We start from the raw sequence: 14,576 nt of genomic DNA, 5'->3' as shown, positions 1-14,576 counted from the left end.
AATTGTTATGCCACAAACTTTAAAAAAAAAATTAAAAAACTGTAACAAACTGTATCATTCTATATCTTTAGGTTAAAGTAAACTATTTTTTTTGTCACTAACCCAACTAAATACAGAGCAATTAATTGCGAAATGTCGTAAACAACATCAAGGTGCGCAACTTGAGGTTTACAACCGCTATTACAAAGCTATGTTTAATGCAGCTTTACGAATCATAAAAGATTCTGCAGAGGCAGAAGATGTTATGCAAGAGGCTTTTTTAACTGCCTTTACAAAGCTGCCCATGTTAGAAGACAATAAAATGTTTGGCGCCTGGTTAAAGAAAATTGTTGTGAATTCTAGTATCACTGCTTTACGCAAAAAGGACACCTATAAAGAGGTAGCTTTGGAAACCGTTGAATATGGCTTGAGTGATACCGACGGAATCGCAGAAGAAGATTTAACACAAATAAAGGCGAATACAGTTCTAAGTACACTAAAACAACTAAAAGAAAGTTACAGCACTGCATTATCATTACACCTCATTGAAGGGTATGATTATGAAGAAATCTGTGAGATCATGAATATATCATATTCTAATTGTCGTACGCTTGTTTCGCGCGCAAAAGAAAGCCTACGCAAAAAATTACAGCCGGTATGAAAGAGGACAATATTGAAAAACTGTTTGAACGAATGAAAGATCAGCTAGACATATTTGAACCTGCTGATGGCCATAAAACAAGATTTTTGGATAAACTACAACAACAAAGTGAAGTTGTTCAACTATCAGCCAAAAAGAAAAGTTGGTACAAACCTTTGGCCATTGCTGCTTCTATTGCAATCCTTATGGGTGTAGCTACGATGTTTACATCTTATGAACCCAAAGAGAAAGCAGATCTAGCTAGTGTTTCGCCGCAAATGGAAGAAACCCAAACGTTTTTCACCTCTGCCATTCAGCAACAACTAGAAGAAATTGATCAAATTTCTTCGCCAGAAACCAACGCATTAGTAAAAGATGCCATGAATTTGTTAGAAAAACTTGAGTCTGACTATGAGGATCTAAAGAAAGACCTGGTACACAGTGGAAATGATAAACGTGTAATCAGTGCAATGATTAGAAACTTTCAGAAAAGGGCAAGTTTGCTTGAAGATGTACTTCAAAAAATCAACGAAATAAACGAATTAAAAATATCCGAAAATGAAAACGCTATTCTATAAGATAATACTATTACTCTTGTTTCCTGTGGCCGTAATTGCAAACAATGGAGAGCTAAAAGGAAAATACACCAAAGAGAAAACACTGAATAAAGAATTCTCTGTGAGCCCAAATGCCTTGTTAAAAATCAGTAATGATTATGGAAATCTTGATATCACCTCTTGGGATGAAAATCGCATCGTAATGCAAATCAGCATAAAAGTAAGTGGTAATAATGAAGAAAAGGTAATTAAAAAGCTAGAATCCATAGATGTAGATTTTGAATCTTCTTCTCAAATGGTTAGTGCAAAAACTACATTCAACAAGGGAGATCGTTCCTGGTGGGATAAATGGACCAACAATTGGGGGAACAACTTAAGTTTAAAAATAAACTATACCGTAAAAGTCCCAGTAACCAACAGTGTTGATCTTAACAATGACTACGGAAGTATTACCTTAGATAAGATCGAGGGAGATGCTAACATTAACTGTGACTACGGACAAATTATTTTGGGTGAATTACTGGGAAAGAACAATGATATTAACATTGATTATACCAATAATAGCACGATAAAGTATATGAAGACTGGTAAGATCAATGCAGATTACTCAAACTTTGAGGTGGGAAGCAGTGAAAAAATAAACTTGAATGCAGATTATACTCAATCGAAATTTAAATCCGTAAAAGCCATTAACTATAACTGTGATTATGGGGGAATAAGAATCCAGAATGCCGATAAGATTATTGGAAATTCTGACTATGTAGACACCAAGATAGGGAGTGTATCAAACACCCTTAATATAGAATCAGATTACGGTTCGATAGATGTAGAATCTCTAAAATCGTCTATAAAAACTGTGAGTATTGATACTGATTATACTGGAGTCGATATTGGATACGAAGCTGGGGGTAGCTTTAATTTTTACATCAAAACTTCTTACGGGGGCATTAAATTGGATGACAGTATCAACGTTCAGAAAAAATACAGTAAAGACTCCAAAAAAGAGTATCAGGGATATGTGGGTGAACCCAATACCGGAAACACGATGAACATCTATTCTAGCTATGGAGGAATCAGAATCAGAAAAAATTAAAACACTAATCTAATATTTCAATCAAATGAGAACAGTAACAATCATTTTAAGTTTAGCTTTATGCAGTATCACTTCTGTAAATGCACAGTGGTGGGGAAATGGAAAGAAAATCGCCGGAAACGGTAATATGGTTTCCAAAAACAGAACTGTATCAGACTACGATATAATCAAGGTAAAAGGATCTTTGGATGTATCTTTGGTAGCAGGTTCTGAAGGTAAATTAACCATCGAAGGTGAAAGTAACCTAATCGAGTACGTAAATACCGAAGTAGATGGAGATGCATTAAAAATTTATGTAGAAAAAGGATATTATCTAAAAGTATCAAGAGGTAAAAAATTAATAATCACTGTTCCTTTTGAAGATATTAGTAAAGTTACCTTATCCGGATCTGGAGATGTCTATAGTAAAGACCCAATCAAAGCAACAAATTTTAAAACCGGCGTTTCAGGATCTGGTGATGTAAAATTGATGTTGGATGCAGAAACCACAGAAGGTTATGTAACTGGTAGTGGAGATTTGGTGCTAAGCGGTTCTTCAAGCAACTTTGACTGCAGTGTAACAGGTTCTGGTGATCTAAAAGCATATAGTTTGGATGCCAAAGAAGTTAGTGCTTCTGTAACTGGATCTGGAGATGTACAAGTAACTGCTACTGCTTCATTAAAAGCAAGAGTTACAGGATCTGGTGATATTATGTATAAAGGAGATCCAAAAATAGAAGACAAAAAGGTTTCTGGATCAGGAGACATTACAAGATATTAATAGACAGTTTTTTAACAACATCAGACTGCTTATGATCATAAGGAAATCATAAGCAGTTTTTTTTATGTATAATAATCTTTATTTTTACATCATGATTATCTTAATTTATTAAAAGATAAGCATAAAGGAAATATTGTTCACCCCCAAATACCTGCCGCATTGCTGTTTTTATCTAAAAAAGAGATTCCTTTTAAGGACATTGTTCCTGATGGCTATGTGGATATCCATTCGCATTTAATTCCAGGAATTGATGATGGTGTAAAAACCATGTATCAATCTGCCTATATATTAGAACAATTTCAAAAGCTTGGAGTAAAAAAAGTAATCACCACGCCACACGTGCTACAACAAATTTGGCCAAATTCTACGGAAACCATTCTTCAAAAATATGAGGAAGTAAATGCTATACTGCCCACTCTGGGGATTGAAGATATTCAATTGAAGGTAAGTGCAGAATACATGTTGGATGATTTGTTTTTTCAAAGAATAAAGGAAAAAGACATTCTTCCTTTACACGACAAATATGTATTGGTAGAGATGTCCACCTTTAGTCCACCAATGAATTTGAATGAAATGCTGTTTGAAACCAAATTGGCTGGATATATTCCGATACTTGCACACCCCGAGCGTTATACATTTTACCAAAAAGATATAAAGAAGTTTGATGAGCTTAAAGAAGCTGGTGTTCTGTTTCAACTTAATCTATTGTCTTTGTCCGGTTTTTATGGGGATCAGGTTAAAGAATTTGCAAAGAAAATGATCGAAAGAGGTTATATAGACTTCACCGGATCCGACGTTCACAACTACCAACAATTTATGGTACTGGAAAAAGGCTTCCAACCAAAAATAGCAGAGCAAATCAAAAACCTAATGAAAAAGAACTTTATATTCTCTTAGTTCTTTTTTCCGTATCCATAACCGTAGTTATACCCTGCCTGACTACCCGCCGCATTAAGAAGTACGGCAATATTCGGTAAACGTTTTTCTCTGTAGAAATTTTCAGGTACCTGCAGAATTCTCTTATCTGAGTAGTTCTCTCTTACGATATAAATACTAAGATCAGAAAACTTACCTATCAATAAGGTATCTGCAACCAAGCTCACAGGTGCAGTATCCACAATTACGTAATCATAATTCTCTTCCAGATAATCGAACATCGTTTTTACCCTATCCTGCATCAGTAACTCAGCAGGATTAGGAGGAATCGCTCCAGAAGGGATATAATCGAAAGAATCTTCATCTTTTTGACTATATATCACATCTGTGGTCTTCAATTCGGAATCCATGATGAAATTAGTAAGTCCTTTGGTATCTTTCCCTTGAGGCAACTCTAATATTTTATGAAATTTAGGATCTCTAAGGTCAGTACCCAAATACACCACTTTCTTACCAGAAATAGACAGTGCTTTAGCCAAATTAGAAGATATCATGGTCTTACCTTCTCCCGAAATTGTAGAGGTAATAAAAATAACTTTTCCTTTATCCTTTTTGATTCCTGCGAGTAAGAAATCCAAATTGGTACGTAGTATCCTAAACGCTTCTGCAATTCCTGATCTGTCATTTTGAGAGATCAAAATCTTGCTCTTTCCTTTTACCTTTGGAATAGAACCTATAATAGGCATAGAAAGCACTTTTTCAAGGTCCTCTCTAGAGTTGATTCTTACATTCAGCAAATCTGATAAATAAATGATCATAAACGGAATCACTAATCCCAGGAACAACGCTCCTGCATAGATCATTTTTTTATTAGGAGATACCGGGAATGAACTTAAGGTTGTTGCTTTATCAATTACACGTGCATTAGACAAGGTAATATGACTTGTGATCTCTGCTTCTTCCCTTTTTTGTAATAAATAAAGGTAAAGTTGTTCTTTAATGGTTTGCTCACGCTCAATAACTCTCAGGTCTTTTTGACGCAAAGGTGCGCTATATAGCTTACCACTGAAATACTGATCCTGAGTTCTTAAACTTTGTAAACGAATATTGATATTACTTCGTAAACTATTTAAACTACCGATCAAAACTTGTCGTAACCCATCGATTTGCTGATCAATATTGACAACCACAGGGTTTTGTGCACTAGACGTTTTTAATAATCGCTTTCGCTGTAAAATCAAACCGTTGTACCTGGTAACGGTTGTTGTAATCGTACCGTCACTAAATCCAAGATTGGCAGGAATGAGATCATATCGCCCCTCCTGGCTCAATACAAACCTTCTCATCGATTCGATTAGGTTCAGTTGTGTATTCAGCTGCGCTATTTCTTGTACGTTTCTAGAATCAATATCTGCAACGCGTTGTGTTTGTGCCTCTACATCATTGGTCAAACCAAACTTAGATTTATAACCTGCTGCTTCATCATCCACCTGAGATAAGTCTCCAGATATCAAATCCAGACGTTCATTAATAAAATCTGCTGTTCTGGCAGAGATTTGTTTTTTATTCTCGATGGTTGCCTTATTGTACTCTTCTACCAGATTATTGAGGATATCCTTTGCTTTTTCCTTAACAGGGTCGTTAAGTGCCAAACGAACTATGGTAGAGTTTTTCATTGGCGATATGGCGATTCGGTTTCTATACGACTCTGCCACTATTTTTACCGGAGCAATTTGGATTTTTATGATCTTACCAATATTTGCGTCGAGGTTATCTACACTTGGAGTGATCACAATATCACCAACAGTGCTGCTTACGGTATTTCCAAAAGAATGGTCACTGATCTTATTCCCTTTCTCATCTAAAAATGAAAAGGCAGTAGACGAGTTTATTTTTACATGAAAAACTTTAGACTTTGTGTGTACAATAGAATCATCTGCCAAAAAATTGATTTCTATCAAAGATTTAGGGTAGTTCTCTACTTCTAAGATGCGACCTTCAGAAAAATATCTAACGTTAAGTTTCAAATTATTAACCACGTTGGTAATCAAAGTTCTTGATCTAATAATCTGAATCTCGTTTTGTATACTATTTTGAGAAGACTCTATCAGCCCTAAATCCTTGAAAGCAGCAAGCTCTGATTCGCTTATACTTTCATCCTGAGAAATCATGATAGATGAAGACACATTATACTGCGGAATCGTATATCTGACCTTTAAAAAAGCTCCTGTTACAAAAATGGCTACACTCAAAGCGAACCAATACCATTTTTTGAGGTACTTAATTATTTGATCACGTAGATTGAAACCAAAACCATTATTGGCATCAAAAGTATTATTTTCGACGGGGGCATTATTAGTAATCATAGAATTACCTAATATTATCTTATGATTAATGTTACTGCAGACAAGACTAGACCAACCACACTGATAATAATTCCTAAGGCATTATTATTAGTTTTAGAAGTTCTTACTCTAGAATCATTAGGCTCAATATACAACACATCATTTTGTGCTAAATAGTATACTGGAGATTCAAAAATTGATTTTGATGTAAGATCCACACGATGATAGGTATTTTCACCTTCGTTTTCTCTAATCACCATCACATTTTCTCTCTTTCCTTTAATGGTCATATCACCAGCTAGACCTAGTGCTTCAATTATAGTTACCCTTTCATTCGGTATGGTATAAGAACCTGGCCTGGCAACCTCACCCAAAACGGTGATTTTGAAATTCATAAGTCGTACACTTACTATTGGATCGTTGATATAAATTTTCAACTTCTCCTTGATCATATCTTTTACCTGAACTCTGGTAAGCCCAGCTATTTTTAGCTTTCCAAGAACTGGGAAATCGATATTTCCATTTTCGTCGATTAAGTAATTAGGCTCTACTCCGCTTCCTCCACCAGCTGCAGCTGCTCCAGCATCTCCTGCCGCACTAATGTTTGATCCCTGACCCAAATTAAATGGTCTTGCCGCATCCATATCCGCCGCAGAAATAAATATGCTAACAATGTCATCTACTTTAAATACAGGTGTAAATGAATTTGGAGAGCTTATTTTTTCCAAATTAGCAGAATCCTGAAAATATACTACGTCTTTTGGAGCTTTACATGAAACAATTGAAATCAATAATAATAGAAGTAATAACAAAAATCTATATCGCATATTTACAACACTTTTAAGGCAAGCCTATCGTATAAGTCACAAAAATATAACTTTATTTAATTCGACAATAGAATTTTGTATCATCTGTTTCCCTTAAAATTCCTTTTAATGACACAAACTCAATTATTGTCCTATGGCAAACCTTGTTTTCCCTAAATCCCTATGCCAAAATCTCTTCTTTTGCTCTATTAGATTCTTTATTGATTTTATCAATACTTTCGAAGGTAGAGTTATTAGAAATATATTCGGGCACAATTTCTTTTAATTTTCCAACAATTTGATGATCCTGATTTAATAAATTCATGATACACAAATCATCGATTTTATCTTTCACCAATGCACAATCATTATCATCATGTTTGCTGATCATAATTTTCTTGTGATAAGTAGGTAATGTATTTTCGGTATCCGCCAATAATTCTTCGTACAACTTCTCCCCTGGTCTTAGTCCAGTAATCTGGATGTCAATATCGTTTGGATATTGTAATCCTGAAAGTCGAATCATCTTTTTGGCAAGATCAAATATCTTTACTGATTCCCCCATATCAAATATGAAGATCTCTCCTCCATTACCCATAGTACCTGCCTCAATCACTAATTGTGACGCTTCAGGAATAGTCATAAAGAAACGTGTTACATCTTTGTGAGTAACTGTTAATGGACCTCCTTTTTGGATTTGCTTTTTGAATAAAGGAATCACAGAACCATTAGAACCAAGTACATTACCAAATCTCGTTGTGATAAACTTAGTTTTACTAGTTCTATGAAGACACTTGATATACATTTCTGCAACTCTCTTGGTTGCACCCATAACATTTGTTGGGTTCACCGCTTTATCGGTAGAAACAAATACGAATTTATCTACACCAAATTCTGAAGAGAGATCCGCTAATTTTCTAGTTCCTAAAACATTAATCTTAATTGCTTCGCAAGGATTAGATTCCATAAGCGGTACGTGCTTATACGCTGCCGCATGAAATACCATATTAGGTCTATACTTTTCGAATATAGTTTCTATTCTTTGGTGATCTCTAATATCAGCTATGATAGGAGTAAATTTAGTAACCCCTTTACTTAACAATTCTTGTTGTAAATCATACAGAGCAGATTCTGCCTGATCTACCAAAATCAAGTTTTTGTAGTTATAATAAGAAGCTTGTCTTACAATCTCACTACCAATAGAACCTGCAGCACCTGTAATCATAATTACCTTACCTTCAAGCTCTGCTTTAATATTTTGGTTATCCATATTGATAGGTGCTCTATCCAACAAGTCTTCAATCTGGATTTCTTTGATTTGTGAAACATTCAACTTACCATCGATCCAGTCATTAACCGCAGGAATAATTTTTACTTTAACCGATAGTTTCAATAACTCATCAGAAATTTCAGAAAGCCTTTTCTTGCTGATATGAGGTATTGACACAACGATTTCCTGGATGTTATTCTTGTTGATAAAACTCTGTGTTAAGCACTTTGAAGAGAACACCTTGATACCATTGATGGTCTTTCCTATTTTTTGTGCATTATCATCTACAAAACCAACCACCGAAAGAGAACGGCTAGAATCATTCGTAATTGCTGCCAAAGTGATCAAACCAGAATCTCCTGCTCCGTAGATTAAAATTCTAGAAGTCTCTCCTAATTTTGATTTTATGTAGTAGAAACAATATTTAAATATCAAACGACTAGTAGTAAGCGTAATGATATTCAAAAGATAGTGAATACAAATAATCGATACCGGAATATTCAATAACTCAGGGATCAATGACATTCTACTAGACACCATCAAAAAGCCAGTTAAAGCGATTAATACGGTAACCGACAGGAATAAATTGTACGCATCTCTCATCCCAGTGTGTCTTACTACACCTTTGTAAGATCCGATGGTCAAAAAGCTTAGCGTTGCCAATACCGCAACCACAGGGATTTGGTATAACAAACTTGATGTATCAAAATTTAGCGTAATACCAAAACGTATTACATAAGCTAAAAAGAAATTAAAAATCGTAATAGATACATCTATAGACAATACTAACCACTTGGAAGCATGTTTATGTGAATTATTTATTAGGTAATTTTTAATCATCGTAATACATTTTTAATTACTGAAACTACTCTTTGTAAATCGTCTTCTTCAAGATTTGATCCGCTTGGCAGACATAGTCCACGTTCAAACAGATCTTCTGAAACTCCATTTAAATACGCATCGCATTCTGTAAACACAGATTGGAGATGCATCGGTTTCCATAATGGTCTGGACTCAATATTCTCTTTGGCCAGGGCTCCTCTAATTGCTTCTCTTAGTTCGTACGAAGTGGTTTCGATACAACTAAGCCATCTATTTGAAAACATTCCGTTAGGCTCCTCCAAAAACTTTATTTCTGAAGAATCTGATAAATGTTCTTTATAAAATTCAAAATTTCTTCTTCTATAAGACACATGCTTATCCAATACTTGCATCTGTCCTCGACCGATTCCCGCTGTAATGTTGCTCATACGATAGTTATACCCTATCTCTGAATGCTCATAATGTGGAGCATTATCCCTTGCTTGCGTCGATAAAAAGATAGCTCTCTTCTTTTGTTCTTCATTCTTGGTAACCAAAGCACCACCTCCTGATGTAGTGATAATTTTGTTTCCATTAAAAGATAAGATGGCTAAATCCCCAAAAGTACCACACTTAATCCCATGATAAGTACTTCCCAGAGCTTCTGCACTATCCTCAAGAACAGGTATCTTGTATTCTTTTGCTACTTGATGAACCGCTTCTACATTGTAAGGCATTCCATATAAATGAACCGCCACAATTGCTTTTGGTTTTTTTCCCTTAGCTATTCTGTCCTTAATCGCAATTTCTAATTGCTCTGGACAGATGTTCCAGGTATCTCTTTCGCTATCAACAAATATTGGCTTTGCCCCTAGGTATACAATTGGATTCGCTGAAGCTGCAAAGGTCATACTCTGACATAATACCTCATCTCCATGAGATACCCCAAGCATGATCAAACCAAGATGCAGTGCTCCTGTACCAGAACTTAGTGCTGCTACATTTGCATCATTTTCTAGGTAAGTTTCAAGGTCTTTTTCAAACCCATCAACATTCGGCCCCAGTGGAGCAACCCAGTTTGTACGAAAAGCTTCATTGACGAAATCTTGTTCCGTTCCACCCATATGCGGCGATGAAAGCCATATTCTTTTTGAGTCAATTATATTCATATTTTCCCATTAATAATGAACAAATAATCTCTAAGTGATTAAACGATACCGACTAAATTGTACCATCTATTCACCTCTTTTTCATGACAATCTAAAAAAACGCTGGAAGAGGGGGGTAGAACTTCCTTATAATTTTATTTTCCGATAGCTAAAATAGTTCAGATAGATCAATTATCAATTCAAAAATCTATTTTTTAGACAGAATACTTAAAAAAAACGTTTAACGGTTAAAATTCCCTTACTTACTTACACTAAATACGTGTTTCCCGTAAGAAAAGTATGATGAAAACCAAGCTTTTACAAGTAATACTGTTCAAAGAACTTATGTTGCAATTACGCTAATGTCATTTTGATCAAGGATAAACAAAAAAATAATCAGGAGATGACATTATTAGCTAACCACCAATAAACACTGCAATAATAGGCATACTTTTTTTAAATATTACAGTGCAATACCTAAATATAGACGGGGTATTTTCCCCTTACCACAGGCTGTTTAGAACCTAACACTCAGGTTTACGGGTGTAATTCAAAAAAAACATAGATAAATTTTGATTTATTTAATTAATTATATAAAATTTACTCCTTCAAAGTAGTTATCTATTGTTATAAATGTAACTATTATCCTCCCCAAGAATTTTATAATTATAAACCATCTAGATGTTATTTAATTCTATAGATTTTTTCATTTTTCTACCGATAGTTTTTGTTTCCTATTGGTTTCTTTTTTACAAAAAGAACAAGATTCAAAACACCTTTCTTCTAGTTGCTAGTTACATTTTTTATGGGCTTTGGGATTGGCGATTTTTATTCCTCATTCTAGCAAGCACTTTAGTAGATTTTTTTGTAGGACAAGCTATACACAACTCTGATAATCAATCAAAAAGAAAAACCTGGCTATGGATTAGTGTAATCTTCAATATCAGCCTTTTAGGTTTTTTTAAATACTATAATTTCTTTGTAAATTCCTGGGTTGATTTTATATCCATCTTAGGTTATGATTTAAAAAGCACCTGGACTTTACAAATCATATTACCAGTGGGAATTTCCTTTTATACTTTCCAGACCATGTCGTATTCGTTAGACATCTATTATAAAAGACTATCTCCTACCAAAAACTTTATTGCTTTTGCCACTTTTGTAAGTTTCTTTCCGCAACTAGTTGCCGGACCTATTGAAAGAGCATCAAACCTACTATCACAAATCACTACCAAAAGGGTGTTTAACTACGTACAATGTACGGAAGGGTTAAAATTGATTCTTTGGGGACTGTTTAAAAAAGTGGTTATTGCAGATTCGATAGCACCGATTGTAGATGATATCTTTGCCAATTACCATTCGTATCCCGCTTCAACCTTGATCCTGGGAGTTTCTCTTTTTAGTTTTCAGGTGTATGGGGATTTTAGCGGATACTCTGATATCGCCATTGGTACCGCAAAACTATTTGGTATAGAGTTGATGTCTAATTTTAAATTCCCTGTTTTTTCCAGAAATGTAGCAGAATACTGGCAACGATGGCATGTATCACTCTCTACATGGTTTAGGCATTATGTATACATCCCACTTGGAGGAAGCAGAGTAAGCAAACTTAAATCGGTTAGAAATATCATCATCATATTTTTGGTCAGTGGCTTTTGGCATGGTGCTAATTGGACATTCATTGCCTGGGGAGCATTACATGCGGTATTGTATATCCCTGTATTTTTGATGGGAAGAAACCGAATCTATATGAACAATGTAGTAGCAGAAAACAGCTGGTTTCCTTCTGTAAAAGAAATCATACAGATCGTGATCACATTCTCTCTGGTTACTTTTTCTAGAGTATTTTTTAGATCAGAATCCATTTCTGACGCCTTTGGTTTTATAAAACAGTGTTATACTAATTTTTCTTACGAAAACTATCATCATCCATTGGGATATAGAATGATCGATTATTATATTTTACTTGGTATTTTTGTATGGTATGAATTTAGGATACGTAGAGATGAAAGAGCTCCGTTTAAATTTAAATCCAAGTACGTTCGATTTTTGGTATATGCGCTCGTAATACTGGCTATGTTATTATTCTACGACGATAATGTAGATCGATCTTTTATTTACTTTCAATTCTAAAACACGATGAAAAAACTTATTCTAAAAAGCGGTTTATACTTTTTTCTGATCCTAATTTTTCTGGAAGGTTTGGTGCGTGTTTTTCATTTAGGAAAGGACACTCCTACTCGATTTCTTGATGAATACGAAGTTGAAAAATGGGTACCGAATCAAAACGGTTTTTCAGTAACCGGAAATCGAAGGCAAAACTTTTCTGAATACAAAATTAATAACTCGGGATATAATTCTTATCGAGAATTTAACCCTACAGCGAATAAGACAGAACTGGCATTAGTAGGAGACTCTTTTATAGAGGGATTTCATCAAAACTACTACAATTCCATTGGTAAAAAAATAGAGCAACAATTCACAGATATCGAAGTATATGAATATGGGTATGCGGGGTATGATTTTGCAGATCAATTGCATCTTGTACACTCCTACAAAGAACAGTTTGATCATATTGATCAAGTGATATTGGGAATCAAGTTTTCTAATGATTTAACACGCTCCAAATATCAGGTAATGACAGGAAGACTGGCTCTAGAATCTCCTTTAAACAAATTACTCAAAAAGAGTAAATTATTGGTCTATACCAAGAGTATTGGGCTTCTTGACCCTCCGCAAAAACTGATCTACAGGATGAGAAGTTTTCTAAAATCAAAGCAGGAACCCGATGCTGTTAGCGAAGAAGAAACTTTACGAATCCAAAAAGAGAAAGAACAACAATATTTAGCCAATTTTGAAAGCCTGGTTAATCTTTATGGCTTTGACAAAGAACGGTTTACACTCCTACTAGATTCCAGAATCACCCCTCCTCTATTTCTAGAATACCTGGAAACGAATAACTTTGATTATCTGGATTTTGCCTCTTTATTTGAAGCGTCAAAAAAACCCACAACGTTGATTTATGATCGCCATTGGAACAACCATGGTAGAAGTTTGATTGCTAAAGTGATCACAGATCATTTGCAGCAAAACAAAGGCTGGAAATAAAGTCTACAAGAAATTACTGAAATCTTTAATCTGCAAAAATGATTTTTTGCATTTTGGAAACTCCACAAATATAAAAACTATCCCTTTCTTCGGGTATCTGAATCACTTTTACCTGATCTACATGTTCGATACTAGTGTATAGAAAATCAAATACGTTTCTTCGTAGGTACAGATGTTCATCCTGATTGTAATCGATTTCCTGGTAGGTTTCGAATGTTTTTAGCTCTTCTATTGAGTTGGTCTCAAAAGACCTTTCCTGAATAGGATGTTCTTTTTTACGTTTTGCTTTAAAGTTTTTGTAGCGGACGTAAGCTATTTTAAAAACAAACTCTTTTGCACTTGCTTTCAAGTATTCTGTAGTAGCTGTTAACCATCCCGAGAGGGATTTTTTGGGATATAATATTTGTTGTTCGAATTGATAGATATGATTACACCATTCTCTTTTGTAGCTCAAATCTCCCATTCCCATTTCATAAGACAAGTGATCATTTGCTATGCACCAATCCAATTTCTTAAAAATCTCTACACTACCCAAGCTAAATTTCCCAAAGTCGATATCATAAGAAGATATCGCACTAAACAATCTCCCGTGAAAATGATGATTTAAGGAAACTACTATAGGCGTGTTTTTTTCATAAACTACAAAAAGAGAAGCTTTCTTTTCATTGATTAAAGAAAAGTACATCTTTTTATAACGATCCCATTGTTTTAAACTTTGGCTAACATCATTGCGTTGTTCGAATCTTCTAACCAACATTTTTTCTAGAGCATTTAGCAACGTGTCATACTCTTCTCGCTGGATCTCTCCATAAAAGGTTTTGTAAGAGACATCAAAGCAAGTTTCTAGTCTTTTTACTCTTCGTCTTATCCCTTTGGCATTACTACGGAAACGAGCTTTTACATATGCATCTGCACTGGCAAAACCGTCTAACAAAATCGCATACCCCTTGAAAAACTGATTAATCGTCTTTGTATTCAGTTTTGCAGTATTGTAGACCGGCTTTAGGTAATCTGGAATAAAGAAAAATGAATACACCGTATCTGATCGATCCTCATACTCTGGATTTCGGATAGATTGATGCTCTCCATGGGTAGTAATCTCTGAAAATATTTGAGGTATATTTCCCTTTTCAAAAATTTCGAAAAAATAATCTACAATCTCTTTTTTCACCTGTTTAAATTTTGGTTTATAC

At 34.7% G+C, this 14,576-nt stretch carries 12 protein-coding genes; 7 read left to right on the top strand and 5 right to left on the bottom strand.

What is annotated here, in order from left to right; translation table 11 throughout:
- Window positions 1–91 precede the first annotated feature (91 nt).
- The 5 genes from ACXAGJ_RS00565 to ACXAGJ_RS00545 all read left to right on the top strand — a co-directional run bounded on the left by ACXAGJ_RS00565 (window position 92) and on the right by ACXAGJ_RS00545 (window position 3,926).
- A complete protein-coding gene (locus tag ACXAGJ_RS00565) occupies window positions 92–640 on the top strand; it encodes an RNA polymerase sigma factor (protein ID WP_073312920.1) in 549 nt (182 codons plus the stop codon).
- Window positions 637–1,197, top strand: coding sequence for a hypothetical protein (locus ACXAGJ_RS00560; RefSeq protein ID WP_474836167.1), 561 nt, complete (start codon window positions 637–639; stop codon window positions 1,195–1,197). Before ACXAGJ_RS00565 ends, ACXAGJ_RS00560 begins: the two co-directional genes overlap by 4 nt.
- Complete coding sequence (locus ACXAGJ_RS00555; protein WP_474836165.1) at window positions 1,178–2,269, top strand: DUF4097 family beta strand repeat-containing protein; 1,092 nt, start codon at window positions 1,178–1,180, stop codon at window positions 2,267–2,269. The genes ACXAGJ_RS00560 and ACXAGJ_RS00555 overlap by 20 nt, the downstream gene beginning before the upstream one ends.
- Before the next feature lie 25 nt (window positions 2,270–2,294).
- Window positions 2,295–3,029, top strand: coding sequence for a head GIN domain-containing protein (locus tag ACXAGJ_RS00550; RefSeq protein WP_474836163.1), 735 nt, complete (start codon window positions 2,295–2,297; stop codon window positions 3,027–3,029).
- A gap of 159 nt (window positions 3,030–3,188) precedes the next feature.
- Complete coding sequence (locus ACXAGJ_RS00545; protein ID WP_474836162.1) at window positions 3,189–3,926, top strand: tyrosine-protein phosphatase; 738 nt, start codon at window positions 3,189–3,191, stop codon at window positions 3,924–3,926.
- Here the strand turns inward: ACXAGJ_RS00545 and ACXAGJ_RS00540 are convergent.
- The 4 genes from ACXAGJ_RS00540 to ACXAGJ_RS00525 all read right to left on the bottom strand — a co-directional run bounded on the left by ACXAGJ_RS00540 (window position 3,923) and on the right by ACXAGJ_RS00525 (window position 10,296).
- Window positions 3,923–6,271: a polysaccharide biosynthesis tyrosine autokinase gene (locus ACXAGJ_RS00540; RefSeq protein WP_473286667.1), complete on the bottom strand. Its 2,349-nt coding sequence runs from the start codon at window positions 6,269–6,271 to the stop codon at window positions 3,923–3,925. The two genes, ACXAGJ_RS00545 and ACXAGJ_RS00540, sit on opposite strands and share 4 nt — an antisense overlap.
- Window positions 6,272–6,285: 14 nt before the next feature.
- On the bottom strand, window positions 6,286–7,077 hold the full coding sequence (locus tag ACXAGJ_RS00535) for a polysaccharide biosynthesis/export family protein (RefSeq protein ID WP_473286666.1): 792 nt from the start codon (window positions 7,075–7,077) through the stop codon (window positions 6,286–6,288).
- A gap of 160 nt (window positions 7,078–7,237) precedes the next feature.
- Entirely contained in the window at window positions 7,238–9,166 is a 1,929-nt protein-coding gene (locus tag ACXAGJ_RS00530; protein ID WP_473286665.1) for an SDR family NAD(P)-dependent oxidoreductase, read from the bottom strand.
- Window positions 9,163–10,296 carry a DegT/DnrJ/EryC1/StrS family aminotransferase gene (locus tag ACXAGJ_RS00525; RefSeq protein WP_474836159.1) on the bottom strand — a complete coding sequence of 378 codons (1,134 nt, stop codon included), beginning with the start codon at window positions 10,294–10,296 and terminating at the stop codon, window positions 9,163–9,165. The genes ACXAGJ_RS00530 and ACXAGJ_RS00525 overlap by 4 nt, the downstream gene beginning before the upstream one ends.
- A gap of 1,038 nt (window positions 10,297–11,334) precedes the next feature.
- Here ACXAGJ_RS00525 and ACXAGJ_RS00520 point away from each other — a divergent pair.
- Both ACXAGJ_RS00520 and ACXAGJ_RS00515 read left to right on the top strand, forming a co-directional pair.
- Window positions 11,335–12,408 carry an MBOAT family O-acyltransferase gene (locus ACXAGJ_RS00520; RefSeq protein WP_474836157.1) on the top strand — a complete coding sequence of 358 codons (1,074 nt, stop codon included), beginning with the start codon at window positions 11,335–11,337 and terminating at the stop codon, window positions 12,406–12,408.
- 6 nt (window positions 12,409–12,414) lie between these two features.
- On the top strand, window positions 12,415–13,383 hold the full coding sequence (locus tag ACXAGJ_RS00515) for a hypothetical protein (RefSeq protein ID WP_474836155.1): 969 nt from the start codon (window positions 12,415–12,417) through the stop codon (window positions 13,381–13,383).
- Between the two features lie 25 nt (window positions 13,384–13,408).
- On the opposite strand, the gene ACXAGJ_RS00510 is transcribed toward ACXAGJ_RS00515, so the two are convergent.
- A complete protein-coding gene (locus ACXAGJ_RS00510) occupies window positions 13,409–14,554 on the bottom strand; it encodes a GNAT family N-acetyltransferase (protein WP_474836153.1) in 1,146 nt (381 codons plus the stop codon).
- Between the last annotated feature and the right edge of the window lie 22 nt (window positions 14,555–14,576).

The organism is Aquimarina sp. AWH4_224 (assembly GCF_056160245.1).
This window is presented reverse-complemented; position numbering and strand designations above follow the sequence as displayed.

Coding starts and splice junctions, on each gene's coding strand:
- ACXAGJ_RS00560 (WP_474836167.1), top strand. CDS start 637: ATGAAAGAGGACAATATTGAAAAACTGTTTGAACGAATGAAAGATCAG.
- ACXAGJ_RS00555 (WP_474836165.1), top strand. CDS start 1,178: ATGAAAACGCTATTCTATAAGATAATACTATTACTCTTGTTTCCTGTG.
- ACXAGJ_RS00550 (WP_474836163.1), top strand. CDS start 2,295: ATGAGAACAGTAACAATCATTTTAAGTTTAGCTTTATGCAGTATCACT.
- ACXAGJ_RS00540 (WP_473286667.1), bottom strand. CDS start 6,271: ATGATTACTAATAATGCCCCCGTCGAAAATAATACTTTTGATGCCAAT.
- ACXAGJ_RS00535 (WP_473286666.1), bottom strand. CDS start 7,077: ATGCGATATAGATTTTTGTTATTACTTCTATTATTATTGATTTCAATT.
- ACXAGJ_RS00530 (WP_473286665.1), bottom strand. CDS start 9,166: ATGATTAAAAATTACCTAATAAATAATTCACATAAACATGCTTCCAAG.
- ACXAGJ_RS00525 (WP_474836159.1), bottom strand. CDS start 10,296: ATGAATATAATTGACTCAAAAAGAATATGGCTTTCATCGCCGCATATG.
- ACXAGJ_RS00515 (WP_474836155.1), top strand. CDS start 12,415: ATGAAAAAACTTATTCTAAAAAGCGGTTTATACTTTTTTCTGATCCTA.